This window comes from Tersicoccus sp. Bi-70 (genome assembly GCF_001968825.1).
Taxonomy (GTDB): domain Bacteria; phylum Actinomycetota; class Actinomycetes; order Actinomycetales; family Micrococcaceae; genus Tersicoccus.
The window spans coordinates 258,958-283,092 of record NZ_MIEU01000011.1 but is presented as its reverse complement, the minus strand read 5'-3'; the positions used below and the strand labels follow the sequence as shown (position 1 = coordinate 283,092).

Annotated in this window: 23 protein-coding genes and 2 pseudogenes; 7 read left to right on the top strand and 18 right to left on the bottom strand. The window is 72.3% G+C overall.

Features of this window, described 5'->3' with window-relative positions:
* Positions 1 to 37 precede the first annotated feature (37 nt).
* Complete coding sequence (locus BGP79_RS07850; protein ID WP_076694340.1) at positions 38 to 940, top strand: LysR family transcriptional regulator; 903 nt, start codon at positions 38 to 40, stop codon at positions 938 to 940.
* Between the two features lie 65 nt (positions 941 to 1,005).
* On the opposite strand, the gene BGP79_RS07845 is transcribed toward BGP79_RS07850, so the two are convergent.
* Positions 1,006 to 2,226: an aromatic acid/H+ symport family MFS transporter gene (locus tag BGP79_RS07845; RefSeq protein ID WP_076694338.1), complete on the bottom strand. Its 1,221-nt coding sequence runs from the start codon at positions 2,224 to 2,226 to the stop codon at positions 1,006 to 1,008.
* A gap of 122 nt (positions 2,227 to 2,348) precedes the next feature.
* Entirely contained in the window at positions 2,349 to 2,972 is a 624-nt protein-coding gene (locus BGP79_RS07840) for a bifunctional 2-polyprenyl-6-hydroxyphenol methylase/3-demethylubiquinol 3-O-methyltransferase UbiG (protein ID WP_076694337.1), read from the bottom strand.
* 87 nt (positions 2,973 to 3,059) lie between these two features.
* Between BGP79_RS07840 and BGP79_RS07835 the strand changes: the two genes are divergently transcribed.
* Positions 3,060 to 3,503, top strand: a complete 444-nt coding sequence (locus BGP79_RS07835; protein ID WP_076694335.1) for a pyrimidine dimer DNA glycosylase/endonuclease V — start codon at positions 3,060 to 3,062, stop codon at positions 3,501 to 3,503.
* Between the two features lie 108 nt (positions 3,504 to 3,611).
* Here the strand turns inward: BGP79_RS07835 and BGP79_RS07830 are convergent, their stop codons facing one another.
* Together BGP79_RS07830 and BGP79_RS07825 are read right to left on the bottom strand one after the other, a co-directional pair.
* The gene (locus BGP79_RS07830) at positions 3,612 to 4,244 is read right to left on the bottom strand and encodes a TetR/AcrR family transcriptional regulator (RefSeq protein ID WP_233121266.1); all 633 of its coding nucleotides are present in this window, start codon (positions 4,242 to 4,244) and stop codon (positions 3,612 to 3,614) included.
* Between the two features lie 334 nt (positions 4,245 to 4,578).
* Positions 4,579 to 6,432: an ABC transporter ATP-binding protein gene (locus BGP79_RS07825; protein ID WP_076694331.1), complete on the bottom strand. Its 1,854-nt coding sequence runs from the start codon at positions 6,430 to 6,432 to the stop codon at positions 4,579 to 4,581.
* Positions 6,433 to 6,547: 115 nt separating this feature from the next.
* Here BGP79_RS07825 and BGP79_RS07820 point away from each other — a divergent pair, with 115 nt between their 5' ends.
* Positions 6,548 to 6,970 (top strand): MarR family winged helix-turn-helix transcriptional regulator, encoded by a 423-nt coding sequence (locus BGP79_RS07820; RefSeq protein WP_076694329.1) that lies wholly within the window; start codon positions 6,548 to 6,550, stop codon positions 6,968 to 6,970.
* 9 nt (positions 6,971 to 6,979) lie between these two features.
* On the opposite strand, the gene BGP79_RS07815 is transcribed toward BGP79_RS07820, so the two are convergent.
* From BGP79_RS07815 to BGP79_RS07795, 5 genes are all read right to left on the bottom strand, one after another.
* Positions 6,980 to 8,998: an acyltransferase family protein gene (locus BGP79_RS07815; RefSeq protein WP_076694327.1), complete on the bottom strand. Its 2,019-nt coding sequence runs from the start codon at positions 8,996 to 8,998 to the stop codon at positions 6,980 to 6,982.
* A gap of 231 nt (positions 8,999 to 9,229) precedes the next feature.
* On the bottom strand, positions 9,230 to 9,637 hold the full coding sequence (locus BGP79_RS07810) for a DUF779 domain-containing protein (protein WP_076694325.1): 408 nt from the start codon (positions 9,635 to 9,637) through the stop codon (positions 9,230 to 9,232).
* Between the two features lie 82 nt (positions 9,638 to 9,719).
* Positions 9,720 to 10,754: an NAD(P)-dependent alcohol dehydrogenase gene (locus BGP79_RS07805; RefSeq protein WP_198928446.1), complete on the bottom strand. Its 1,035-nt coding sequence runs from the start codon at positions 10,752 to 10,754 to the stop codon at positions 9,720 to 9,722.
* A gap of 1 nt (position 10,755) precedes the next feature.
* Positions 10,756 to 11,619 carry an iron-sulfur cluster assembly protein gene (locus tag BGP79_RS07800; protein WP_233121264.1) on the bottom strand — a complete coding sequence of 288 codons (864 nt, stop codon included), beginning with the start codon at positions 11,617 to 11,619 and terminating at the stop codon, positions 10,756 to 10,758.
* Positions 11,616 to 12,677, bottom strand: coding sequence for an amidohydrolase family protein (locus tag BGP79_RS07795; protein ID WP_076694323.1), 1,062 nt, complete (start codon positions 12,675 to 12,677; stop codon positions 11,616 to 11,618). Before BGP79_RS07795 ends, BGP79_RS07800 begins: the two co-directional genes overlap by 4 nt.
* 218 nt (positions 12,678 to 12,895) lie before the next feature.
* Between BGP79_RS07795 and BGP79_RS07790 the strand changes: the two genes are divergently transcribed.
* Entirely contained in the window at positions 12,896 to 14,326 is a 1,431-nt protein-coding gene (locus BGP79_RS07790; protein ID WP_233121261.1) for a GAF domain-containing protein, read from the top strand.
* On the opposite strand, the pseudogene BGP79_RS07785 reads toward BGP79_RS07790, so the two are convergent.
* Positions 14,323 to 14,829, bottom strand: a pseudogene (locus BGP79_RS07785) (MFS transporter); the annotation flags it as partial. The gene BGP79_RS07790 and the pseudogene BGP79_RS07785 sit on opposite strands and share 4 nt — an antisense overlap.
* A gap of 363 nt (positions 14,830 to 15,192) precedes the next feature.
* On the opposite strand from BGP79_RS07785, the pseudogene BGP79_RS07775 reads away from it, so the two are divergent.
* Positions 15,193 to 16,036: pseudogene (locus BGP79_RS07775) on the top strand (hydroxymethylglutaryl-CoA lyase).
* A gap of 13 nt (positions 16,037 to 16,049) precedes the next feature.
* Here the strand turns inward: BGP79_RS07775 and BGP79_RS07770 are convergent.
* The 3 genes from BGP79_RS07770 to BGP79_RS07760 form a co-directional block, all read right to left on the bottom strand.
* Positions 16,050 to 16,460 (bottom strand): DUF779 domain-containing protein, encoded by a 411-nt coding sequence (locus tag BGP79_RS07770; RefSeq protein WP_076694315.1) that lies wholly within the window; start codon positions 16,458 to 16,460, stop codon positions 16,050 to 16,052.
* Positions 16,453 to 17,487: an alcohol dehydrogenase AdhP gene (adhP, locus tag BGP79_RS07765; protein ID WP_198928445.1), complete on the bottom strand. Its 1,035-nt coding sequence runs from the start codon at positions 17,485 to 17,487 to the stop codon at positions 16,453 to 16,455. Before adhP ends, BGP79_RS07770 begins: the two co-directional genes overlap by 8 nt.
* A 98-nt stretch (positions 17,488 to 17,585) precedes the next feature.
* The gene (locus BGP79_RS07760; RefSeq protein ID WP_076694313.1) at positions 17,586 to 19,109 is read right to left on the bottom strand and encodes an aldehyde dehydrogenase family protein; all 1,524 of its coding nucleotides are present in this window, start codon (positions 19,107 to 19,109) and stop codon (positions 17,586 to 17,588) included.
* 163 nt (positions 19,110 to 19,272) lie between these two features.
* On the opposite strand from BGP79_RS07760, the gene BGP79_RS07755 reads away from it, so the two are divergent.
* Positions 19,273 to 19,740: a GNAT family N-acetyltransferase gene (locus tag BGP79_RS07755; RefSeq protein ID WP_076694311.1), complete on the top strand. Its 468-nt coding sequence runs from the start codon at positions 19,273 to 19,275 to the stop codon at positions 19,738 to 19,740.
* 8 nt (positions 19,741 to 19,748) lie between these two features.
* Here BGP79_RS07755 and BGP79_RS07750 read toward each other — a convergent pair whose 3' ends face one another.
* Positions 19,749 to 21,032, bottom strand: coding sequence for a GAF domain-containing protein (locus BGP79_RS07750; protein ID WP_076694309.1), 1,284 nt, complete (start codon positions 21,030 to 21,032; stop codon positions 19,749 to 19,751).
* 189 nt (positions 21,033 to 21,221) lie between these two features.
* On the opposite strand from BGP79_RS07750, the gene BGP79_RS16400 reads away from it, so the two are divergent.
* Positions 21,222 to 21,716 carry a septum formation family protein gene (locus BGP79_RS16400; RefSeq protein WP_076694307.1) on the top strand — a complete coding sequence of 165 codons (495 nt, stop codon included), beginning with the start codon at positions 21,222 to 21,224 and terminating at the stop codon, positions 21,714 to 21,716.
* A 10-nt stretch (positions 21,717 to 21,726) separates the two neighbouring features.
* Here the strand turns inward: BGP79_RS16400 and BGP79_RS07740 are convergent, their stop codons facing one another.
* Genes BGP79_RS07740 through BGP79_RS07725 form a run of 4 tightly spaced genes read right to left on the bottom strand, consistent with a single transcriptional unit; the run spans position 21,727 to position 24,108 of the window.
* The gene (locus tag BGP79_RS07740) at positions 21,727 to 22,104 is read right to left on the bottom strand and encodes a serine/threonine protein phosphatase (RefSeq protein ID WP_076694305.1); all 378 of its coding nucleotides are present in this window, start codon (positions 22,102 to 22,104) and stop codon (positions 21,727 to 21,729) included.
* Positions 22,105 to 22,133: 29 nt separating this feature from the next.
* Positions 22,134 to 22,466: a DUF202 domain-containing protein gene (locus tag BGP79_RS07735; RefSeq protein ID WP_076694303.1), complete on the bottom strand. Its 333-nt coding sequence runs from the start codon at positions 22,464 to 22,466 to the stop codon at positions 22,134 to 22,136.
* 35 nt (positions 22,467 to 22,501) lie between these two features.
* On the bottom strand, positions 22,502 to 22,942 hold the full coding sequence (locus BGP79_RS07730; protein WP_083701690.1) for a DUF202 domain-containing protein: 441 nt from the start codon (positions 22,940 to 22,942) through the stop codon (positions 22,502 to 22,504).
* A complete protein-coding gene (locus tag BGP79_RS07725; protein ID WP_076694301.1) occupies positions 22,939 to 24,108 on the bottom strand; it encodes a molybdopterin-dependent oxidoreductase in 1,170 nt (389 codons plus the stop codon). The genes BGP79_RS07730 and BGP79_RS07725 overlap by 4 nt, the downstream gene beginning before the upstream one ends.
* Between the last annotated feature and the right edge of the window lie 27 nt (positions 24,109 to 24,135).

Below are 24,135 nucleotides of genomic sequence, written 5' to 3'. Positions count from 1 at the left end.
TCGTGGGGTCGGCGTCGCCCTGCCGCATGATGGGCGGGTGAGCCTCGACCTGAATCTGCTCCGGACGTTCCTGAGCATCTACGACACCCGCAGCGTCACGCGTGCCGCGGCCGATCTGTCGCTGACGCAGCCGACGGTCAGTCATGCGCTCGGCCGGTTGCGCCGGCATCTCGGGGATCCGCTGTTCGTGCGCTCCGGCACCGGGGTGGCGCCGACCGCGCGTGCCGTCGAGCTCGCGCTCGTGTTCCGCCGGGCCGTGACGGCCGTCGACGACGCGGTGGACGCGGACCGGGTGTTCGACCCGGCGACCAGTGAGCGCCGTTTCCGGATCGCCCTCTCCGACGTCGGGGAGGCCACCTTCCTGCCGCGGATCATGGCCCGTCTGACCGACCGGGCGCCGCGGGTCAGCGTCGAGTCCGTGCCCATGCAGATCGATCGCGTCACGAGCTGGCTGGCCCACGGCGACGTCGACGCGGCCGTCGCGAGCGTGCCCGTCGACGCCTCCGGCCACCGGACGCTCGTGCATCGCGAGCGGTACGTGTGCGTGCTGCCGGCCGATCGGCCGCCCGCCGGCGACCGGATCGAGCTGGAGGACTTCCTCACCGTGCCGCACGTGGCCGTCGACCCCGCGCTCGGCCACCGTCAGGCGGACGCCGTGCTCGAGTCGATGCGGATCCAGCGCCGGATCGGTCTGTACGTCCACCATTTCTCCACGCTGCCCGGCGTGGTGGCCGGCAGCGGGATGGCGGCGATCGTCCCGGCCCAGCTGGCGGCCCTGTGGGGCGAGCGCTGGCCGATCGTGATGCGGGAACTGCCCATCGACGTGCCCCGGTTCGACGTCACCCTGTCGTGGAACGAGGAGATCGCCGGGACGGGCGCGGCGGCCTGGTTCCGCGACCTGGTGGCGACGGCGCTGGACGACGCCGACGTCGAGGCCTGAACCGCGTCGTCCGGCGCGGGGCCGGCCGGTGTCCTGACGCCGCTGGGCGCGGTCACCAGCGCCGGTCATGCCGTGCGGGCGGCGCGCGGCTCGTCCTCGTCGGCGGGCGCCGTCGTGCGCGGCTTCGGGATGATCGCGACCGCGGCCACACCCAGGATCGCGGCGACCGCGAAGAGGTAGAAGCCGCCGGGGTAGGCGACGCCGCCGGCCACGAGCAGCCCGGTGAACCACGGGCCGACGATCGCGCCGATCCGGCCGACGCCGGAGGTCAGACCCATGCCGGTGCCGACGATCCGCCGCGGGTACAGGTAGCCGACGAAGCCGTAGACGAGCACCTGCGCGCAGAAGACGAACACCCCGGTGACGAGCACGACGGCGTTGAGCAGCACCTCGTTCTGGATCCGGATGCTGAGGAGGAGCAACAGGACGGCGGCCGCACCGAACCAGAACATCGTGGTGCCCTTGACGCCGCGCCGGTCGGCGATGCGGCCGCCCACGAGCAGGCCGATGATGGCGCCGACGTTGAGCACGAACAGCGTCAACAGCGAGTTCGAGACGCTGTAGCCGGCGCCGCGCATCAGCTGCGGGAGCCACGTGTTCAGCCCGTACACGAGCAGCAGTCCCATGAACGCCGCGACCCAGAGGCCCAGCGTGGTGCGCAGGTACGGCTGGCGCAGGACGTCGGCGGGGCGCACACGCGGGTGCTGCTCGCTCACCACGGTGCTCGTCTCGGGCAGCTTCGCCCACATCACCGGGAGCAGCACGAGGCCGAGCACACCGCCGACGGTGAAGAGCCAGCCCCAGTGGGCGCCGAAGACGATGGCGAGCAGCGAGGCGGCGACCGCACCGGCGTGGTAGCCCGTCATCGTCATCGTGCTGGAGTGCGCCTTGCCGTTCTCGCGGGCGCTCTCCTGCATCATCGTCACGGCCACCGGCATGCAGCCGCCGAGGCCGAGGCCCGCGAGGAACCGGACGAGCGCGAGGAGGCCGGTGTTGGGCATCACGGGGAAGATCAGGGTGAAGACCGAGAACACGAGCACGCAGAGCATGAGCGGGAGGCGGCGGCCGAACCGGTCGGTGATCGGCCCGATCGCGGCCGCACCGATGCCGACGCCCACGAGCGAGATGGTGGCGATGAAGGTCGCGTCCAGGGCGGTGATGCCGGCGTGGCGGCTGTCCAGCAGCCGCGGGATGGCCGCGCCGAGCGCGACGATGTCATAGCCCTCGAACACGACGGTGAGCCAGCAGAGCGCGAACGCCCAGGGGGTGCGGGTGGTGACGGCCATGAGTGTGCTTCCTTGCGCCTCGGCCGGCGGCGGATGCCGGCGTGATCCGTATCACCGTTCAGTGTGGTCGCCGCTCGTCCTCGCGTCCAATCAATGATCCATCGTCACTGCATCGATTGGGTCTATGGGCGTGACGGCACCGCATCGAAGATCGAGACCGCCCAGCCGGCGTCGTCGGTGAAGGGAGCCAGCTGATAGGTGGCGAACCGGTGCCGCAGGGCGAACCCGGCCGCCGCGGCGTCCCGGTCCAGATCGGCTACCGTGTAGTCGCGGTCCGTGGCGAATCCGGTGAACAGGACGCCGCCGTCAAGCAGCAGCGCCCGGAACCGCTCGAGGACGGCGCGTTCCGTTCCGGGCGCGAGGAAGACGAGGACGTTGCCGATCGCGGCCACGGCGTCGTACCGGTCCGGCAGACCGCCGCCGGTCAGCGTGGCGGCGTCGAGCTCGGCCAGGTCGGCCTCGAGGAAGGGGATGCCGTCCCCCTGCAGCTCTCGGGCGGCCCGCACCAGGGCGCCGTCCTTGTCCACGCCCACCGCGCGGTGACCGCGCCGCGTGAGGTGGGCGGCCAGCCGACCGGTGCCGCATCCTGCGTCGAGCACCGACGCGGAGCGCTCGAGCAGCGCGTCCAGCAGGCGGCCCTCCCCGTCGACGTCCACCCCGTCGGCGTGCAGCCCGCGGAACCGCTGCTCGTAGAGCCGGCGCATCACCTCGTTCTCGGGGGCGTCCCAGCGCGTGGTCGGCGTCATCGGTCTCCGTTCTCGGTGGGTTCGCGGTCCGTCCCGGCCGGACCTGCTCGGTCCCGAGGGTACCCGCGTCGCCGATAGGCTCATCTGATGCGTCTGTGGAGCCTGCACCCCTCACTGCTGGACCGGAAGGCGCTGGTGGCCGGCTGGCGGGAGTCCCTCCTGGCGCAGAAGGTGCTGCAGGGCGGGACGAAGGGCTACACGCGGCACCCGCAGCTGATCCGGTTCCGGCGGATGGTGGACCCGGTGGCCTCCGTCGGGGCCTATCTGTCGGCACTCGCCGACGAGGCGGATGCGCGGGAGTTCACCTTCAATCGGGGCCTGATCGTGGTGCCGCCGTCGCCGTCGGTTTCCCCGGCGCGGATGACGGTGACGTCGGGCCAGCTCGACCACGAGTGGGCCCACCTGCTGGTCAAGACGGAGGCGCGGGATCCGGCGTGGCACGCGCGGGTCGCCTCCGCCGAGCGCCGCCCCCACCCTCTGTTCGACGTCGTGCCCGGGCCGATCGAGGAGTGGGAGATCCTCGGCGACTGACGAGCGGCTCGTCTCCGCTGAGCCAGCGTCGGCGCCGGCTCGTCGACAGATGCTCACCGGAGGGGTCGGGAGGACCCCGATGCGACACCTGTTGACGAGCTGAGGGGTTCAGAGGCCGCGTTCGACCATCAGCAGCAGCCGTTCGGCCAGCATCCGCCGGGTCGCGGGGTCGATCACGCGCAGGGGGCCGTCGATGGTGAGCGTCGCCATGCCGTGCACGGTCGACCAGGCGAGCACCTCGGCGCCACGGCGTTGATCCTCGGGCAGCACCCCGGAGTCGACCATGGCGTCGAGCGCGTGGCTGAGCATCTGGAACGGGGTCTTGCCCCCGGGGCCGGCCGCCATGCGTGCGGCGGCGTCGCGCAGGTCCTCGTGCACCCAGAACGCGGTGCGGAACCAGCCGGGCTCGGCCCAGGCGAAGCCGAGATACCCGGCGCCCACGGAGCGCAGCAGGGCGCGGGACCGGGCGACGTCGTCGGCGTCGGCCGGCAGCTTCGCCAGCTCCTCGGCCTGGGCCCGTTCGATCGCCTCGGCCAGGTGCGCCTGCGCGGCCATGGACACGGCGTGGACGAGCGCGTCCCGATCCGCGAAGTGCCGGTAGGCGGCGCTCGCGGCCACCTGCGCCTTCCGGGTGGTCTCCCGCAGCACGACGGCGTCGGGCCCGCTCTCCCGCGCGAGTTCAAGCCCGGCGTCGATCAACGCGCGATGCAGATCGCCGTGTCGATACGTGGAGCGGGCCATGACCATTGACTCTACCCACGCGCGGGCGTCGATGTGAACGTCGTACACAACGCGCGTCGCGGCGCCTCGGTCGAGCAGGCGGTGGAGGCGCGTTGACGGACGTTCACGGTTGACGTCGGCGCACCGTTGAACTCACCGCCGCCAGTGGACCGCTGACGCGTCGATCAGCCACGCGCCACCGCATCGTCCGCCCACTGGGCGCTGTCCTTCTGCCGAGTGTGCGGTTGGCGCACTCATTTGCCGTCTTTGAGCGCGTCATCCGTACACTCGACGCAACCCGGCGCTACCCGGGGCGCATCGCTCGAGAGGAGTGACGCTGCCCGGAGCGCCCTACTCAGGCGGCGGGACGCTGCGCCGGAAGCTCCCGCTCGCGCTCGACGGCGTGCACCAGCCGGGCGTAGGCGCCTCCGGCCGCGAGCAGCTCGGCGTGCGTGCCCCGCTCGACCACCCGGCCGCTGTCGAGGACGGCGATCTGGTCCGCGGACTGCACCGTGGTGAGGCGGTGGGCGATGGAGATGGTCGTGCGGCCGGCGGAGAGGGCGTCGAGGGCCGCGAGTACCTCCCGCTCGGTGTCGTTGTCCAGGGCGCTGGTCGCCTCGTCGAGCACGAGCACGCGAGGGTCGCGCAGCACCGTGCGGGCGATCGCGAGCCGCTGCTGCTCGCCGCCGGAGAACCGGTGACCGCGTGCGCCGACCACGGTGTCCAGACCTTCGGGCAGGGCCGAGACGAGCGTCGCCAGGCGGGCGGTCCCGAGCGCGTCCCACAGGTCGGGCTCGCTGGCTTCGGGCCGCGCCAGCAGGAGGTTCGCCCGGATGGTGTCGTGGATCAGGTAGGTCTCCTGGGAGACGACGCCGACGATCGCGGCGAGCGTCTCGGCGGCCAGGTTCCGCACGTCGACGCCGTCGATGGTCACGGCACCGGCGTCGACGTCCTGCAGCCGGGGCACGAGCGCGGCCAGCGTGCTCTTGCCGGCACCGGTGTGCCCGACGAGGGCGAGCGAGCCGCCCGCCGGCACCGTGAGGTCGATGTCGGTCACCACCGGCCGGCCGGTCCCGTAACCGAAGGAGACGCCGTCGAACCGGACCTCGCCGCGCACGGTGGCCGGGTCCAGCGGCACCGGGTGCGCGGGCGGCGCGATCTCGACGGGCAGATCGAGGTAGCCGAAGATCCGGCTGAACAGCGCCATCGAGGACACCCACTGCACGCCGACGTTGAGCAGCGACATGATGGGCCGGAAGATCGTCGTCTGCAGGGCGATGAACGCCACGAGCGTGCCGATGGTCATGGCGCCCGACGTCGCCGGCAGGCCCGCGACCAGATACAGCACCGCGGGGATCGCCGAGAAGACGATGCTCATCGTCGCCATCCGCCACCGCCCGGCGAGCTGGGAGCGGATGTCCAGGTCGACGAGCCGCTCGGAGGTCGCGGAGAACGCGGCCGTGTCCCGCACCGTGGTGCCGAGCGTCTTCGCGAGCCGGGCACCGCTGACGGAGAGCTTCTCCTCGACCTGCGAGTGCATCTGGGCGAGGTGGCGCTGCGTCTCGGCGGTCACGTCGCGGCGTACGAGGGCCACGCGGCGGCTCAGCCACACCGCGGGCGGGATGACGACGAGGCTGATCAGGCTCAGTTGCCAGGACAGGGCGACCATCGCCGCGGCGGTGGCGACCGCCGTGGTCAGATTCGCCGCGATCGACGTCGCCGTCGTCGTGAAGACCGACTGCATGCCGGAGATGTCGTGCGTGAGCCGGGACTGCACCTCGCCGCTGCGGGTCCGGGTGAAGAAGGCGAGGGACTGGCGCTGGACGTGGGCGAACACGTCGGTGCGCAGCCGGTGCATGACGCGCTCCCCCACCGCGGTGGAGAGCCACGTCTGCACGACGCCGAGCAGCGCGGTGACGACGGCGACGGCGAGCATCCCGCCGACGCACCAGAGCAGCACGCGGACGTCCTGCCGGGGCAGCGCGACGTCGATCACCTCCTTGACGAGGAAGGGCTGCGCGAGCCCGACCACCGAGGCGATCGCGATGATGACGAAGACGACGGAGAGGGTCGCGGCGTGAGGCCGGAAGAGGCCGGCGACGCGGCGGAGGGAGACGGGAGACTCGGCCAGATGGGCGGCGTCGGCGGGGTCCACGCGGCCGGGGCCGCGCGAGCGGGAGAGTCCATCGATCATGGCGGCTTCAGTCATGCGTCCTCCTGATGACGAGGTCGGCGACGGGACGGGGAGTGGACACCCGACGGCGCGCCGTTATTCAAGAGGCTACCTCACTATGTGGTTGCCTCGCAATCGGTAGACTGGTGAGGTGAGCGACGCCCCGGATCCCCGCGAACTGGCCGAGCTGTTCCATGCCGTCTCGCGGACGATGCGCCGGCGGACGCTGGCGCAGCTGGAGCCGTGGGGCATCACGCCGCACCACGCCCGGGCACTGCGCAGCATCAGCGAGACGGACCGTGCGCGGCTGCGCGATGTGGCCGACCGGCTGCGGATCGCGGCCCGCTCCGCGACCGAGGTGGTGGACGCTCTCGAGGCGAAGGGCCTGGTGACGCGGGAGCCGGACCCGCAGGACCGCCGGGCGACCCTCGTCTCGCCGACGGAGGACGGGCTGCGCCTGGTCGAGCAGATCGACGCCGCCCGCGCGGAGCGGAACGCGGAGTTCTTCGGCGCGCTGACGGCCGAGGACCGGGCAGCGCTGCAGCGCATCCTCGGGTCGCTGCCGCTGGACTGACGAAGGCGCTCAGTAGTCCTTGCCGATCGCCCAGTCCGCCGGCACCGCGCCGCCGGTGCGGACCGCGAGGTCGTGGAACGCCTGCTTGACCGTGTCCGCGTACAGGTGGGCGCCGAGGATCCCGGGATGGATCTGGTCCGGCTGCAGCAGGTCGACCCGTCCGGCGGCGGCCCGGTTCCAGTCGGCGACGATGACGTTGCGCCGCCCCTGCGCCAGGTCGGCGAACGCCCGGTTGGCCTCCGGGACGAACGGGCTCGCCCCGTAGAGGTTGACGAGGACGACCATCCGATCCGGCCCCAGCTTGTCCAGCACCTGGCGCACCACGCCTGGATCCGGCACGCCCGCGTTGGTGCCGAAGTGCAGGATCACGGCCCGCGGCAGGGTGCCGGCCGCGAGCCGGGCATCGACCGCCGCGACCCCGTCCGGCCACTGCCGGTTGGACCGCGCGTCGAACGCCAGGCCCGGGAACCTGTCCTTCAGCCCGTCCGCACTGGTGACGACGAGGGAGTCGCCGATCGCGATGATGTCCTGGCCCGCGGGGTACGCCATGGCGGGGCCGCCGTCGCCGGGAGGCGCCGCGACCGGCGCGCTCGGCGGCGGTGACGACGGTGCACTCGGCGCGGCGGGCGAGGGCGCGGCGGACGGCGCCGCGGACGTCGTCGGCCGCGGCGTGCCGGGAGGGACGGGCGAGGCTCCGGGGGACGCGGGCGTGGTCGACGCGGTGTCGGTGACGAGCGACTGGTTCTGCTCGATCGTCGCCTGCACCGCCGATTTCGCGGGCGCGGTGATCACGCCGAGCACGGCGAACAGCACCACGAGCCCCGCCACCGCGGCGGCCGCGCGCGGCGCCGTCATGCTCCGGCCGCCCGGCGTCACCGCCCCGGCGATCGCGCGCCCGGCCGCCCGGAACCCGTCCCGGCGGATCGGCAGCTCGATCCAGCGGTACGAGAGCGCGGACACCACGACAGTGACGACGAGTGCCAGGATCCGCACCGTCCACCACTCGGGGGCGCCGACCGCGGTGGGCACGAGCGCGTCGGCAATCACGAGCGCGGGCCAGTGCCACAGGTAGATGCCGTAGGACCGTTCGCCGATCCAGGCCACGGGACGGCTGTCCAGCACCCGCTGCACCGGGCTGGTGCCTTCGAGCAGCGTGAGGACGAGGACGGTCGTGATGAGGCAGGTCAGCAGGATGCCGCCGCGATAGGCGAAGGCGCCGTCGGGCCCGATGAGCGCCGTCGCGCCGAACAGCAGCACCAGGGCGCCGGTCGAGATCGGCACCCGCCGGCGCCGCCAGAGCGCGCGGCTGAGGTCCAGCCCCCGGCCACCGGCCCAGCCAAAGGCGAGGGAGACGCCGAGCAGCAGTCCGAAGGCGTGCGTGTCGGTGCCGTAGTAGACGCGGGTCGCGTCCGCTCCCGGGGTGACCAGCACGGCCATCAGCAGGGCGGAGACGAACGCGCCGCCCGCCGCGATCCACGCGCGGGTGCTCCATCGCACCGGCAGCGCCACCAGGACCAGGAAGAGGAAGGGCCACAGCAGGTAGAACTGCTCCTCGACGGCGAGGGACCAGAAGTTGACGAACAGCTGCGGCGACGTGTGCGCGAAGTAGCTGGAACCGGCCGCGATCTCGAGCCAGTTGTTGGAGAAGGTCAGGGCGCCGAGGGTCTGCCGGCCGATGCCGACGAGCAGGTCCCTGCCGACGAGGAAGCCGATCGCCACGCTGACGGCGACGACGACGGCGAGCGCCGGCAGCAGGCGACGAGCGCGGCGCAGCCAGAAGCGGCCGAGCGCCACACGGCCGGTGCGCTCCCGCTCCCGGATCAGCAGGGAGGTGATGAGGAAGCCGGAGACGACGAAGAAGACGTCCACCCCGAGGTAGCCGCCGGGCAGCAGGGTCGGGCTCAGGTGGTAGAGGAGGACGGCGACGACGGCGAGCGCGCGCAGGCCGTCCAGGCCGCCGATGTGACCCGGCCGGTCACTCCGCGCCGGCGCGGGATCGCCAGTAGGGACACCCGCGCGGTCGGCCATCCGATCGGCCGTCGAGTCGGGCGCGCGCCCTCCGGGCCGGACGGCGCGAAAAGCACTCGGGCGCTGCCAGGATGCGGGCACCGCCGTGTGCGACGGCCGCTCGTGAAGCGCGTCGATCCCCCGTCGTTCCACCGGCGACTCCCCTCGGTCCGGCCCCGCCAGCACCAGAGTAGAGGGGACCCCCGACGGTTCCCGGTCGTACACGCGCGGAACGAACGGGAAGGGACTAGGTCAGGACATGAGGGTGCTGCGGATGAGGAACCGCTTGCCCTCGGGAGCCTCGACGGAGAAGCCGCTGCCCCGCCCGTCGACGACGTCGACCAGCAGCCGCGTGTGCCGCCAGTAGCCGAACTGCTCCGCCGACATCCAGAACTCGAGTTCGCCGAGCGAACCGCGCTCGGGGGAGACCGCGGGCAGGTCGAAGACGCCGAGCAGCACGTCGGCGTCGCCGGTCAGGAACTCGCCCGCCGGATAGCACATGGGCGAGGACCCGTCGCAGCACCCGCCCGACTGGTGGAACATGAGCGGGCCGTGCTGCGCCCACAGCTGCTGCAGCAGCACGATCGCCGCGGGAGAGAGCGCCACGCGGGACGTGCTCTCCCCCGCGACCACCACGCGCGCGTCCAGCGTCGCCGTCATCGGGAGTACCACCGGATCGAGAGGGCTGCTGGGCTGGAGGTCACGGGTGTCCTTCCGCAGGTCCGTCGCTGTGCACGACAGGCTACGGCACGAGGATCGCCCGGCCCCGGACACGGCCGCCGTCGAGGTCCGCGATCGCCTGGGCGAAGTCGTCGAGCGCGTACTTCTGGGTGTGCAGCGTGACGGAGCCCCGGGCCGCGAGCGCCATCAGGTCCTGGAGGTCGTTGTAGGAGCCGACCAGGTTGCCGATGATGTTGATCTCGTTCGAGACCAGGTCGATGGTGGGCACGGAGATGTTCTCGCCGTACCCGACGACGTAGTAGTTGCCGGCGCCGCGCAGCATCGCCACGCCCTCGGCGGTGGCCCCGCCCTCACCCACGAAGTCGATCAGGGCCTCGGCCCCGTTCCCTCCGGTCAGCTCGAGCACCTTCTCCACCTGAGAGCCGTCCGCGAGCACGCCCACGTCGGCGCCGATCGACTCGGCGAGCTGCAGCGCGTCCGGGTTGCGGTCGACGACGACGATCCGGGCCGGCGTCAGCGCCTTGAGCACCTGGATGCCGATGTGGCCGAGGCCGCCGGCGCCGATCACGACGCACGTGTCCCGCGGGGTGAGGTGCTTCACCGCCTTCGCCGCCGCGTGGTAGGCCGTCAGGCCGGCGTCGGCGAGCGCGGCGACGTCGGCCGGTTCGAGCGCGTCGTCGATCCTGACTACCGAGCGGGCCGAGGTGAGCAGGTACTCGGCGTAGCCGCCGTCGGTGTCGATGCCGGGAAACCTGCTGTTCTCGCAGTGCACGTCGTCCCCGGATCGGCAGGCCCGGCACAGGCCGCACGTGATCAGCGGGTGCAGGATCACCTTGTCGCCCGCCTTGACGTTGGTCACCGCGCTGCCCACGGCGTCGACCCAGCCGGCGTTCTCGTGGCCGATCGTGTAGGGCAGGGCGACCTGCGACTTCTCGGCCCACTGGCCCTCGAGGATGTGCAGGTCCGTCCGGCACACCCCGGCGCCGCCGATCCGCACCACGACGTCCCACGGCCCATTCGCCTCGGGCTTCGGGACCTCGGCCATCGTCAAGTCGTCGTGGTAGCCCACGACCTGCACCGCGCGCATCGTGCTCATGTCAGCTCTCCTTCACGTGGATGGGAATGAGGTGGTGATGGTCCGCCGGCTCGGCGCCGTCGACCCGCTCCGTCTGGTCGGTGCCGGACCCCGCGTACCGCGTGCGCAGCAGACCACGGCAGAAGTGGGCGTTGCCGTCGATCGAGATGCGCGTGGACCGGGCGCGGCGCAGGGCCAGCGGCACGGCGTCGGGCGGGTAGCCGTGCCCGTCCTGGTCGACCAGCACGACGGCGTTCGGCCGGCTCGGCAGGCCGAGCGCCTCGCGCCGGCGCACCAGCGCATCCGTGTGCCGTCCCGCGGGCAGGTCGGCGAGCGTCACGGTGCCCACGGCCGCCTCGACCAGGGACGGATCGGCGCGCAGGAGTTCGGTCAGGCAGCGCTCGGCCGCGGCGGTGTGCGCCTTCCGTTTGAAGGTCAGCCGCAGCTCCTCGAGGTCCTGCTCGGCCTCGTGCCCGAACGTGCCCCGGTACCCGGCGTCGGCGGCGAGGCCGGCGTTGATCAGGTCCGAGTCGTGGTGGTCGTCGAGCTCGACCACCACCGTGTCGATCCCGGGCAGTGCAGCGACCGCGTCCTTGGCGTCCGAGGCCATCAGGTACGCGAAGTTCGGCGAGCAGAACGAGGTGGGCAGGCGGAGGTGGATGACGGCCGCCACCGCGGCCGACGACGACGCCGGAGCGTCACCGCCGGGCCGGGCGTGCACGTCGATCGAGCGGACGAACCCGAGATCGGTGATCGGCTCGTCGAGCTCCGGGTCGACCACGGTGGCGAGGGCCGCGACGACGGCGGCCCGCAGCGGGTCGTCGGCGCCGGATCCGAGGACGCCGGCCACCTCGACCGGTGGCCGCTCGGCCTGGACCGCCGTCACCGCGCGTCCCCGGCGGTCCCCGCCCCGATGTCGGACAGCTCCGACTGCCGCGGCCCGGTGGCCGTCTCGTCCGCCTCCGGGACCCGCAGCTCCTCGGGCACCGGGATGTCGTACATCGCCGCGGCGTTCAGGCCCAGGATCTTCTTCTTCTGGGCGACGGTCAGCGGCGCGTACTCCGTCATGTCCTCGGGGATCTGGAAGTCCACGAACCGCTCGACCAGCCAGCGCGGGGTCCACAGGGCGTAGTCGCTGGAGAAGAAGATGCGGTCCTCACCGATCCAGTAGAGGAGTTCACCGAGGATTTGCGCGAAGTACCGCGGCCGGGTGTGCATGAACGGCATCGCGACGGCCAGACCGCCGTAAACGTTGGGCTCCTGGGTCGCGATCCAGCAGAAGTCCTCGAGCCGCGGCAGGCCGACGTGCTCCACGACGAAGTTGAGGTCGGTGAAGTCTGAGGCGGCGTGGTCGACGTCGGCGACGTCGAAGGCGTCCCGGTCCAGCGGGCGGATCGTGGGGCCCTTGTGGACGTGGATGTTCTTCACGCCGAGCTTCTGGCACTCCTCGAAGTACCGGTAGGTCTCCGGGTCGGAGAGCTTGTACCCGCGGGAGTCCCCGTGCCACTCGGCGGTGTAGAGCTTGACGCCGGTGAAGCCCATCCGCTCGTGGTCGGCGCGGAGCCGCTCGAGCCCGTTCTCCCCGTTGCGCGGGTCGAAGCAGTGGTTGTAGGTCAGCTTGTCCGGATGGGCTGCGGCCAGGCCGTACGCCTCCGCGGTCTGGCCGAACCCGCGCTTGTAGAACTCGCCGAGGTACGCCGGCTGGAAGATGGCGTGGTCCACGTAGCCGTCGGTGAAGAGGTCCCTCATCAACCGCTCGCCACCCTGATACAGGTAGTCCTCATAGGTCCACAGCTCCGACTCGGGCGAGAGGTTGCGGTGGTAGTCGTAGAAGCAGTCGATGAACTGCTTGCCGTGGATGTTGCGCTGGTTCTCCGGCCGGGCGTCCCAGAGGGCGATGTGTGCATCGACGATGAAGTAGCGCTCGCCATCCTTGCTGTACATGACTGTCTCCTTCTCGCGACCGTCGTGGTCGCCGTGGACATCACGGTAGTCACGACGGCGCGGCGCCGGGACGGTCGCGGTGTCTCATTCTGAGACGTGGGTCACAGTAGCGGTCTATCCTCGAGAGGGAGCGGGGACCTCGGCGCTGAGGCAGGAGTGCGGTGCGGATGCCGGACCATCACTCGCGGCGGTCGGCCGCGACGTCGCAGGGTGCCGTGATGCCGGCATCCTGCCGCATCCTCGCGTCGTGGCAGCGCAGCGAGGGGTACGGGGTCTCCCCCGAGTCGATCGATCCGGTGTGGACCGGGGAGGTGATCGCGGACTCGTTGTTCTTCACGTGCGGGCGCGAGGTGCTCACGGCCCTGCACGCCACGCTCGCGGACGAGCCGGTCAGCCTGATGCTCACGGACGCGGACGGGCTGGTCCTGAACCGCATCAGCTCGGACCCGTCACTCCTGCAGGCCCTGGACAGGGTTCATCTCGCCCCGGGTTTCGCGTTCTCCGAGCGGGAGGCCGGCACGACGGGTCTCGGCCTCGCCCTCGCCGACCGGTCCCCCAGCCTCGTGCGGGCCGAGGAGCACTACAACGCAAGCCTGGCCGGGTACACCTGCGCGGCCGTTCCCGTGCTGGACCCGCTCACCGGCCGGCTGGAGGGCAGCGTCAACATCACCACCTGGTCCCGGCAGTCCCATGGCCTCCTGCTCGCCCTGGCCCAGTCCGCCGCCGGCAACACCGCCGCCCTCATGCTCGCTCGCGCGGGCGGCCGGACACCACGGCCGCAGCCGGCCGGAGCGGTGTTCCGGATCCACGGACTCCGCCTCGCTCCCACCGCGGAGACCCTCCGGGAGATGTCCTCCGCCTGGGGCGACGCCGTCGAGAGGACGGCCGGGGCGCTGGCGGCGGGGCGACCCGTGGCGGTGGTCGGTGAGCGGGGCTCGGGCCGGGCGACCGTGCTGGCGCAGGCCCTGCGGCGAGCACGACCGGGCGTGCGGATCCTCGCGGCCGACACCCCGGCCCCCACCCAGGTGGAGGCTTGGCTCTCCCTGTGGTTGCCCGAACTGGCGAAGCCCGAGACCGCCGTCATCGTCCAGAACGTGGACGCGCTGCCCGCGTGGGCCGCCCACGAGATGCAGGCCGGGATCCTCCGGGCGGCCGGGAGCGCCGGGGCGGCGCTCTGGGCGACGACGGCCGGCCTGCTGCCGGACGTACCGCCGCCCCTCGCGGCGCTCGTGGCCACCGTCGTCGACCTGCCGCCCCTGCGGGAGCGGACGGCGGACGTGATGCCGATCGCGCGGCATGCGGCCCGTGAGGCGCGGCTGCGTGAGGTGGCGTTCACCCGCGCCGCCGAGCACGCCCTGACCTCCCACGCGTGGCCCGGCAACGCCGCCGAACTCGTCCGCGTCGTCCGAGCGGCGGCCTCGCGCACCGACACGGTCGACGTCCAGCACCTGCCCCCGGACGTGCTCAGCCCCGCCCGGTCCCGCCTCACCCGGCTCGAGGCGCTCGAGCGGGACGAGATCATCCGCAGCCTCGCCCGGCCCGGCACGACCGTGGGTCGCGCCGCAGCGGAGATCGGCATCAGCCGGGCCACCATGTACCGGCGGATGGCACGGCTGGGGATCAGCGTGCCGACCGGTCCCGGCGGTTAGACCGGGTTGATCTCGGCGAGACTGCGCCGGGTGGTCCGCGGCCCGAGCACCGCCACGGCCGTGGCGATGATCGCCAGCACGACGGCCACCGCGATGAACATGGGCGTCGCGCCGTGCTCGTCCAGCACGGGCAGCAGCACGAACGGCAGGGCGCCGCTGGAGATGCGGGACAGCGAGTAGGTCCACCCGACCGCCGTGGCCCGCAGCGCGGTCGGGAAGATCTCCGCCTGGTAGATGTGGAAGACGTTCGAGAAGACGTTGCTGATCATCGTCGTCAGGAAGCCGAACACGACGATGAGCAGGTCGCTGCCGGAAACCGAGAACGCGAGCCCGCTCAGGCCGAGGGCGACGATCGAGCCGATCAGCAGGAACTTCCGCTCGAACCGCGCGACGAGCGGCGTCGAGAGCAGCGAACCGATCGGATAGCCGGGGAACGAGAGCGCGGTGAACAGCAGCGAACTGGCCACGCTGTGCCCGCTCGAGACGAGCACGAGCGCGGCGAGGGTGCCGAAGCCGTGGTACCCGAAGGTCTGGCCCCAGGTGGAAGATCACGAGCATGACGAGCCGGTTCCGGTACGGGGGCCGGGTCAGGTGGGAGAGGCTGCGCCGCCCGTCCGGGTCGACGGCGGTCGCCGGCGCGGTGGCCCGCGTCGCGGTGGACGCGTGCGCCGTCGCCTGCGCGATGGTTGCCGGCGTCGTGCCCGCCTCGGTCGCGCGGAGCGGCCCCGCCCACGAGGGGAGAAGTCCCTACCGATCCGCAATCTCGGTCCCGACCTCGGCGAGCACACGCGCGAGGTCCTCTCCGGCGTCCTCGGTATGACCAACGAGGCGATCGACGCCGTCCTGCAGGCAGAAGGAGCCTCCCGGTGACCCACGCACCCACCCCTCACGTTGTCTCCACCCCGTCGAATGACGTCCTGCTGCGCGACGTGACCCTGCGCGACGGTCTTCAGCTCACCGGCAAGGTGCTGCCGACCGACGTGAAGATCCGGCTCGCCCGCGAGCTGCTGCGCCTGGGCGTGCCCGAGCTCGAGATCGGCTCGATGGCGCGGCCGGACCTCGTCCCGCCGATGGCCAACACCCTCGAGGTCGTCGCCGGGCTCACCCGCGAGGAACTGGAGCGGTGCTGGATCTGGGTCGCGCCGCCCCGGAACGTGCAGCGGGCGATCGACGCCGGCGCCCGCGACGTCCAGTACTGCTTCTCCGCGTCCGTTCGAGGGTCCTGTGCCGCCGGAACGCGGGCTCGCGATCGCCAACGACGAGCGCGCCGCGGGCGCTGAGGACATCGTCATCTGCGACACCCTCGGGCAGGCCCATCCGGGCCAGGTGGCCGAGCTCGTCGCCCGGGTCACGGCCGAGACGCCGGCGCGCCGCATCGTCTTTCACGGGCACGACACGTGGGGTCAGGGCGTCGCCAACGCCCTCGCCGCCGCGTCGGCCGGCGCCTCCGTCGTCGACGGCCCCCTCGGGGGCCTCGGCGGCTGCCCCTTCGCGCCCGGCGCCAGCGGCAACACCTCGAGCGAGGACCTGCTGTTCGCGACCCGGCCGGCGTGGCTCGACCCCGCCGGCTTCGCCGAGATCGTCCGGCTGTCCGAGGCGGTGCTCGGCGACGTCGACGAGCCGAACCGCTCCCGCGCCGCCCAGGGTGCCCGGTCCCGGGCCGACGCCTTCCCCTGGGTCATCCCGGGCGAGCGCGACCCGTCACACTGACCGGTCAAATCCCTCACGTGCCGATGAGCGTGCTGCGGATCAGGAACCGCTTGCCCTCGGGCGCCTCGACGGAGAAGCCGCTGCCGCGGCCGTCGACCACGTCGACCAGCAGGCGGGTGTGCCGCCAGTAGCCGAACTGCTCCGCCGACATCCAGAACTCGAGCCCGCCCAGGCTCGCGCCGTCGGTGCCCGGCAGGTCGAACACGCCGAGCAGGACGTCCGCGTCGCCGGTGAGGAACTCCCCCGCCGGATAGCACATGGGCGAGGACCCGTCGCAGCACCCGCCGGACTGGTGGAACATCAGCGGTCCGTGCTGGTCCCACAGCCGCTGCAGCAGGGCGATCGCCGCCGGGGCGAGAGCCACGCGTGACTCGCTCTCCCCGGCGACGACCACCCGCGCGTCGAGCGCCGCCGGCTCAGGCATCGACCGCCTCGTAGTCCACGACGACGCGGCCGTCGATCTTGCCGTGGTGCATCTCGTCGAACACGGCGTTGATGTCACCGAGCGGCCGCTTCGAGACGGTCGGGTGGATCCTGCCCTGCCCGTAGAAGTCGAGGGCCTCCTCCATGTCCTGCCGCGTCCCGACGATGGAGCCGCGGATGGTCAGCCCCTTGAGCACGATGTCGAAGATCGGCGCGGGGAAGTCGCCCGGCGGCAGGCCGTTGAAGACGATGGTGCCGCCCCGGCGGGTCATCCCGATCGCCTGGCCGAACGCCTTCGGGTGCACCGCGGTGACCAGCACGCCGTGCGCGCCGCCGGTGGCCGCCTGCACGGCCTCCGCGGGATCCTCGCCGAACGCGTTGACCACCACCTCGGCGCCGTGCTTCGTCGCGAGCGCGAGCTTGTCCTCCGCGACGTCCACGGCGACGACGCGCATGCCCATCGCCACGGCGTACTGGACGGCGATGTGCCCGAGGCCGCCGATGCCGGAGATGACGACCCACTGCCCCGGCCGCACCTCGGTCTGCTTGAGGCCCTTGTAGACGGTGACGCCGGCGCACAACACGGGAGCCACCTCGTACGGGTCGGCGCCGTCCGGCACGCGGGCCGCGAACCGGGCGTCCACCAGCATGTACTCGCCGAACGAGCCGTCGACGCTGTACCCGCCGTTGGACTGGGACTCGCACAGCGTCTCCCACCCGGTGCGGCAGTACTCGCACTCGCCGCAGGCGCTCCACAGCCAGGCGTTGCCGACGACGTCGCCCTCCTGGATGCGGGTGACGCCTTCTCCGACGGCGACGACGGTACCCACGCCCTCGTGGCCGGGGATGAACGGGGGCGCCGGCTTGACGGGCCAGTCGCCCTGCGCGGCGTGCAGGTCGGTGTGGCAGACGCCTGAGGCAATCAGCTTGATCAGGGCCTGGCCACGGCCGGGCGTGGGGACCTCGACGTCGGAGACGGCCAGGTCGGCACCGAACGACTCGACGACGGCGGCTTTCATGGTGGTCATGGGAATCCTCTCGAACGATGGGAAGGGTGGGCGCGGTGGGGCGGCACCGCCCGGGTCGGGGCGATGCGACCCGCGCGTCGAGCGTCTCGGTCATCGGCCTAGAAGAACCCGAGCTTGCTCTCCGCGTAGCTGACCAGCAGGTTCTTCGTCTGCTGGTAGTGGTCGAGCATCATCCGGTGGTTCTCCCGGCCGATGCCCGAGGACTTGTACCCGCCGAACGCCGCGTGCGCCGGGTAGGCGTGGTAGTTGTTCACCCACACCCGGCCGGCCTGGATGTCCCGGCCCGCCCGGTAGGCGACGTTGCCGTTCCGGCTCCACACGCCCGCGCCGAGCCCGTACAGGGTGTCGTTGGCGATCTGGATGGCCTCGTCGTAGTCCGTGAACGAGGTGACCGAGACGACCGGGCCGAAGATCTCCTCCTGGAAGATCCGCATGCTGTTCCGGCCGGAGAAGATGGTCGGCTGCACGTAGTAGCCGCCCGCCAGGTCGCCGGAGAGCTCCGCTCGGGCGCCGCCGGTGAGCACCTCCGCACCCTCCTGCTTGCCGATGTCCAGGTAGGAGAGGATCTTCTCCAGCTGGTCGTTGGACGCCTGGGCGCCGACCTGGGTGGCCGTGTCCAGCGGGTTGCCCTGCACGATCTTCTTCGTCCGTTCCACGACGGCGTCCAGGAAGTCGCCCTTGATGGACTCCTGGATCAGCGCCCGCGACGGGCACGTGCACACCTCGCCCTGATTGAGGGCGAACATGGTGAAGCCCTCCTGCGCCTTGTCGTAGAACGCGTCGTCGGCCGCGGCGACGTCCGCGAAGAAGATGTTCGGGCTCTTGCCGCCGAGCTCGAGGGTCACCGGGATGAGGTTCTGCGACGCGTACTGCATGATCAGCCGGCCGGTGGTGGTCTCGCCGGTGAACGCGATCTTGCGGATCCGCTTGTTCGAGGCCAGCGGCTTGCCGGCCTCCACCCCGAACCCGTTGACGACGTTCACGACGCCGGCGGGCAGCAGGTCCCCGATCAGTTCCATCAGCACGAGGATCGAGGCCGGTGTCTGCTCCGCCGGCTTGATCACGACGGCGTTGCCGGCCGCGAGCGCGGGGGCGAGCTTCCACGTGGCCATGAGGATCGGGAAGTTCCACGGGATGATCTGCCCGACGACGCCGAGCGGCTCGTGGTAGTGGTACGCGGTGGTGTCCTCGTCGATCTGGCTGATGCCGCCCTCCTGCGCGCGGATCGCGCCGGCGAAGTAGCGGAAGTGGTCCACCGCGAGGGGCAGGTCCGCGGCCAGGGTCTCCCGGACGGGCTTGCCGTTGTCCCAGGCCTCCGCGACGGCGAGCATCTCGAGGTTCTCCTCGATCCGGTCCGCGATCCGGTTGAGGACGACGGCCCGCTCGGCGACGGAGGTCTTCCCCCACGCGGGGGCGGCCTTGTGGGCGGCGTCCAGGGCCGCCTCGATGTCCTCGGCCGTGCCGCGACCCACCTCGCAGAACGGCTTGCCCGTGACCGGGGAGATGTCCTCAAAGTACTGGCCCTTCACGGGAGCGGCCCACTCGCCGCCGATCCAGTGGTCGTACCGGGACTTGAAGGAAACGACGGAGCCCTCCTGGCCGGGCTGGGCATAGATGGTCATGCTGGTCCTCCTGACGGACGTCGTCATCGACGTGATGCAGCTCACGCTAGAGCGGTCCGGTCGGCGTGGGGTTGCGGGAGGGTTGCAGCGTCGCGCCGCGTCATCACCTCGCGTTCAGCCTGCTGTCGCCGGCTGCGCCGTTGCGGCTGGGTACGGTGGAACGATGCCCGTGCAGATCCACCACGCCCCCGTCGCCGCCTGCGATCCCACCCTGCTCTACCGCCTGCTGTGGCTGCGGGTACAGGTGTTCGTCGTCGAGCAGGGCGCCGCGTACGACGAGCTGGACGGGCGGGACATCGAGCCCGGCGCGGAGCTGATGTGGGCGGCCGACGAGGACGGCCTGCCCCTCGCCACCCTGCGGATCCTGCACGAGACGGGGCCCGGCGGCGGTGCGGTGATGCGCATCGGGCGGGTCGCCACCGGGGAGGCGGCCCGCGGGCGCGGTGTGGCGTCCGATCTGATGCGCGCGGCCGTGGAACGCTGCGAGGAGGTCGCGCCCGGTGCCCCGATCCTGCTCGGCGCGCAGGCACACCTGGCCGACTGGTACGCCCGGTTCGGCTTCGCCGTCAGCGGCGACCCGTATGCCGAGGACGACATCCCCCACCTGCCGATGGCCAGACCCGGCCGGTAGGGAACGCGTCAGTGCCCGCGGCTCTCCAGGTGGGCGACGACGCCGGCCCGCCGCGGTGAACGTGGCGGCAGGACCGCCAGCGCGAGGCGCCACGCGTCGACGTCGTCGGCGGCCTCGGGCAGGTCCAGCCAGGTCATCAACGCATCCGGCCCGGCGTCGGCGAGCATCGACTCCCGCAGCTGGGCGGAGACCTCCGCGCGCAGGGCCGCGATGCCGGGAGCGGTCGACCGGGGCAGCAGCCGGCCGCGGTAGAGGTTCAGCGCCAGCCGGTGCGCCCCGCGGCGGACGTAGCGGACGACCTGGTCGGCGTCGACCGTCAGGTCCAGCGTCAAGCGGTACGGGTGGGACGCGAGCGCGTTGCCCGCGCCGAGACCGGCCAGCACGCGGCGCAGCCGCACCAGTTCGGCCCGCAGGGTGGTGGGGTCCGGGTCGATGTAGAGCAGGTCCGCCAGCTCCTGCGCCGTCAGGCCGTCGGGGTGCCTGCTGAGCAGGGTGAGGATCTCGGTGTGCCGGAGGCTCAGCTCACGGCTGGTGCCGTCCAGGCTGAGCAGCCCGCGGTCCCGGCCGGTGATCTGCAGGGTGTCCCGGTGCAGGGCCGGGGAGACCGCGCTCCGTCCGCGGGGCCGCGGCCCGGCACCGTCGCGGTCCCGCACGAGGCGGGCGATCCGCAGTTCCGCCTCCGCGGCGGCGACCGTCGCCCGCACCAGGGTGAGGGTGTGTGCGGCCACGGCGTCGGGCCCTCCCGTGATGTCGACGACGCCGATGACGGCACCCGTGTCCGGGTCGTGCAGCGGCACCGCGGTGCAGGAGAAGATGTGCGCCAGCTCGCTCAGGTGTTCTGCCCCGCTGATCTGCACCCCGGTGCCTGTGGCGAGCGCCGTCCCCGGCGCGCTGGTGCCCATCACCGCCTCGGACCAGTCCATGCCGGGCGCGAAGGACCGGGACTCGGCCTGCCGCACCACGTCGTCGTCACCCTCGACCCAGAGCAGGTTGCCGAGCTCGTCGCCGACCGCCACGAGCAGGCCCGTGGAGGCGCTGGGCTGGATGAGGAGCCGGTCGATGACGGGCATGACGGCGGCGATGGGGTGGGCGCGGCGGTAGCGTTCGAGCTCGTCGAGGAAGTCGCCGGGGGCCGGGGCGGGCGCGGCGCCGGACCGCAGATCGAGCGAACGCAGCCAGGACGAGCGGACGACGGCGCGCAGTCCATCGAGATCCGGGGCGCCGTCGCCGAGGATCTGGTGGGCGTGCTGGGCACGTCCCTGCGCGGAGGTGGAGGTGAGGTCGCCGATCATGGGTCCGTGGTCGGAGGCGGGCAACCGGCGCGGGCACCGGTGCACGGAGTCTACGGAGCGGGTCGCCGTCCCGCCATCCCCCGGCGCTCGACGGCGCTTCGGCCGGATCGGACGGCTCACCGGCGGCGGCTACGCTGTGCGGCAGGCGGGTGTCCACCCGACCGGACGAGCGCTCAGGAGGAGGCCGGCGTGCGCCACGCAAGACCGCCGGCCGTCCTCGCCGTGACGGCGGCGCTGCTCGTGGCGGGCGGGCTGACCGGGTGCGGCCCGACGACGACGGATCCGCCGCGCGACGGCCTGGGGCGCGTCACCGAGTCCGCCCGGACGAGTGCGTTCGCCGTCGAGGTCGGGGACTGCACCGGGCCCCTGGACGCCTCCGGCACCACGGAGACGATCGACATCCTGCCGTGCGACGCACCGCACGCCTTCGAGGCGTACGCATCCCCGAGGATCACCGAGCCGACGTACCCGGGGCTGGATGCGACCGCCGCCCTGGCGGAACGGGAGTGCCGTTCGGCGTTCGCCGCGTTCGTCGGCGTCCCTCTCGAGCGGTCCCGCTGGACGATGAAGCACCTGTACCCCACCCAGCGCAGCTGGGACGAACAGACGGACCGCGAGGTGGTGTGCCTGGTCGGCCGCGCGTCCGGCGGCGTGACCGGATCCCTGAAGGACACCAGGGAGTGAGCCGGACGGGTCAGTCAGCCTCGACGAGCCGGTCCGTGGGCAGCGGCAGGGTGAGCGTGGCGGTCAGGTCGATCGTCTTCGCCGTCGCGCCGGACAGGTCGTCGAGCACGGGCGCCACGGTGACGGAGGTGCGGCGCAGTTCCGTCACCCGCACCTTGAGCCGGCTGCCGTCCGGGTCGACGAGCCACCAGCCTCTGTCGAGCAGGCGGAGCCCGATGCGGTCCAGCAATGCCTCGGCGTCGTCCAGTTCCATCGGTTCGGCCCGGCGGCGGCGCAGCGGGTCGTACGGCACGAACGATCCGTCGTCGGTGACGTGGAGATAGCCCACGTGCTCACCGTCGTCGCCGCGCCGGTGGTCGAAGGTGTTCTCCTCGGGCATGGCCGCCATGCGCTCAGCCTAGAGTTCGGTGCGGCCGGTCATTCGACGGACACCAGCACCAGGCCGACGACGCCGAGCGCCACGCACACGAGTGTCATCCCGATGACGGGCCCGACGGCGGCGTGCACCGCTTCCCGGTGGATGCCGTGCACGCTGCGGGTGTGGCGCCGTCGGGCGCCCAGGACGACGGCGGCGGCAGCGGCGACCGTCAGCAGGGGCAGGGCCAGGATGCCTGGTCCGTAGTGCGGCAGCCAGCGCAGGCCGACGGCGCTCGCCACCAGCAGGGACAGCATCGTCCGAGACCAGGCGAGCGTCGTCCGCTCCGGCTGCAGTCCGGGGTCGGAGGTCGCGGGCCACGCGCGGGAACTCATCGTCGGTTCACCCTCGTCCGGCCGGCATCACGAACTCACCGCAGCACGATCAGCACGAGGACGACGAGCGCGCCCAGCGCCGCCCCGAAGCCGAGGATCGGGGCGATCAACGGCAGAGGCAGCGGCCGCTTCTCGCGCATTGCCCGCTCGACGCGCACCCAGCGCGTGAACGCCCCGCCGCTGACGAGCATCCCGAGCACGATGAGGATGACGGCGACGGCCTTGCGGAAGGGCGCCTCGAACACGCCGACGGCGAAGGCCTCGATCGCGATCCCCCCGGCCAGCAGGGCGAGGGAGGTGCGGATCCAGGCCAGAAAGGTGCGCTCGTTGGCCAGAGTGAACCGCGGGTCCGGTTCCCGGCCACCGGGCAGCAGCCGACGGCTCAGCGCACCCCGCTCCGGCTGCTCGTCGGTGGCCCGCTCATCGGCAGCCGGTGCGGGCGCCTGGGCGGGGCCCGGCGTCGGAGGCGTGCTCACGCGATCCGGCCGTCCGCGACGTCGGGCCGCCCCGCTCCCGCTGACACCTGTACGCGCGCCCGCGGCCACGCGTTGTTCATGTAGCCCTTCGGATTCCACAGACCAGCGGGGTCCTCGGGCTGCAGGGCTGCCGACGTGTCCCACGCCCGGGCCACGAGCTCGAGTGTGCCGGCGCGACCGTCGTTGCCGTTCACCGTCGTCGTCCACTGCCGCCAGCACCACGGGCCACGGTCCTCGCCGAGATCGGCCTGGGTCCAGGTCGCACCACCGTCGGCGGACACGTCGACTCGGGCCACCCCTCGCCCACCCCCGGCGAGCGCGTAGCCGGTCACGGTGAGCCGGCCGGGAGGCACGATGGCGCCGTCGACGGGATCGAGGATCGCGCTCGTCAGGGCCAGCTCGCCGAGGGAGAAACCCTCTCCGGCGTCGACGGCGGACGCGCCGGCGTCCGCCGGCAGCATCCGGTAGGCGTTGGCCTGGAACCAGTTGTCCGACGGGTCGTCCTGCACGGTGATGCGCTCGATCCACTTGACGCTGCGAGCGCCGATCCATCCGGGCACCACCACGCGCAGTGGAGCGCCGTGCACCGCCGTGAGCGGTTCGCCGTTCATCGCCCAGGCGAGCAGCACCTCCGGGCCGAGGGCCTTGCTCAGCGGGATCGAGCCGCCGAAGGCCTGTGCCGGCTTCGCGCCGGGCGCGACATCGGGGGCGAGGAACGCGACGTGCCGGACGACGTCGTCGTCGGCGCCGTTCTGCGTTCCTGAGCCGTTCTCCACGCCGGCGGCGGCCAGCACGTCCGCGAGCCGCACCCCGGTCCAGCTCGCGGTGGAGACGGCGGCCTCGCGCCACGGTGTCTCACCGGGAATGTCACGGACGGCGATGAGTCCGGTGCGGCGGGTGCCCGCGCACTGCAGCGTGGCGGTCAGCGTGTGCTCGGAGAAACGGGCGCGGAGGTCGTCGGCGCTGAGGGTCAGCGGAGTGGTCACCAGCCCGTCGACGGTCAGGCGCCAGTCGTCGACCTCGACCTCAGGAATCGGGCCGTGGTTGCGGCTGTAGAAAGTGTCGACGGGGGTCAGCGGGTCACCGATCAGGGCCTGCGGGGGCGGTTCCGCGTTGAACGGCTCCTGTCCGTGCACCACCATGTCCGCGCGCTTGTCCCACATCATCGGCTGCCTGCCCTCATCGGTCGCTGG

Excerpts from the sequence above, each read along its gene's own strand:
- BGP79_RS07845 (WP_076694338.1), bottom strand. The coding sequence starts at position 2,226 with ATGGCCGTCACCACCCGCACCCCCTGGGCGTTCGCGCTCTGCTGGCTC.
- BGP79_RS07840 (WP_076694337.1), bottom strand. The coding sequence starts at position 2,972 with ATGACGCCGACCACGCGCTGGGACGCCCCCGAGAACGAGGTGATGCGC.
- BGP79_RS07835 (WP_076694335.1), top strand. The coding sequence starts at position 3,060 with ATGCGTCTGTGGAGCCTGCACCCCTCACTGCTGGACCGGAAGGCGCTG.
- BGP79_RS07830 (WP_233121266.1), bottom strand. The coding sequence starts at position 4,244 with ATGGCCCGCTCCACGTATCGACACGGCGATCTGCATCGCGCGTTGATC.
- BGP79_RS07825 (WP_076694331.1), bottom strand. The coding sequence starts at position 6,432 with ATGACTGAAGCCGCCATGATCGATGGACTCTCCCGCTCGCGCGGCCCC.
- BGP79_RS07815 (WP_076694327.1), bottom strand. The coding sequence starts at position 8,998 with ATGGCCGACCGCGCGGGTGTCCCTACTGGCGATCCCGCGCCGGCGCGG.
- BGP79_RS07810 (WP_076694325.1), bottom strand. The coding sequence starts at position 9,637 with ATGACGGCGACGCTGGACGCGCGCGTGGTGGTCGCGGGGGAGAGCACG.
- BGP79_RS07805 (WP_198928446.1), bottom strand. The coding sequence starts at position 10,754 with ATGAGCACGATGCGCGCGGTGCAGGTCGTGGGCTACCACGACGACTTG.
- BGP79_RS07795 (WP_076694323.1), bottom strand. The coding sequence starts at position 12,677 with ATGTACAGCAAGGATGGCGAGCGCTACTTCATCGTCGATGCACACATC.
- BGP79_RS07790 (WP_233121261.1), top strand. The coding sequence starts at position 12,896 with ATGCCGGCATCCTGCCGCATCCTCGCGTCGTGGCAGCGCAGCGAGGGG.
- BGP79_RS07770 (WP_076694315.1), bottom strand. The coding sequence starts at position 16,460 with ATGCCTGAGCCGGCGGCGCTCGACGCGCGGGTGGTCGTCGCCGGGGAG.
- adhP (WP_198928445.1), bottom strand. The coding sequence starts at position 17,487 with ATGACCACCATGAAAGCCGCCGTCGTCGAGTCGTTCGGTGCCGACCTG.
- BGP79_RS07760 (WP_076694313.1), bottom strand. The coding sequence starts at position 19,109 with ATGACCATCTATGCCCAGCCCGGCCAGGAGGGCTCCGTCGTTTCCTTC.
- BGP79_RS07755 (WP_076694311.1), top strand. The coding sequence starts at position 19,273 with ATGCCCGTGCAGATCCACCACGCCCCCGTCGCCGCCTGCGATCCCACC.
- BGP79_RS07750 (WP_076694309.1), bottom strand. The coding sequence starts at position 21,032 with ATGATCGGCGACCTCACCTCCACCTCCGCGCAGGGACGTGCCCAGCAC.
- BGP79_RS07740 (WP_076694305.1), bottom strand. The coding sequence starts at position 22,104 with ATGGCGGCCATGCCCGAGGAGAACACCTTCGACCACCGGCGCGGCGAC.
- BGP79_RS07735 (WP_076694303.1), bottom strand. The coding sequence starts at position 22,466 with ATGAGTTCCCGCGCGTGGCCCGCGACCTCCGACCCCGGACTGCAGCCG.
- BGP79_RS07725 (WP_076694301.1), bottom strand. The coding sequence starts at position 24,108 with ATGATGTGGGACAAGCGCGCGGACATGGTGGTGCACGGACAGGAGCCG.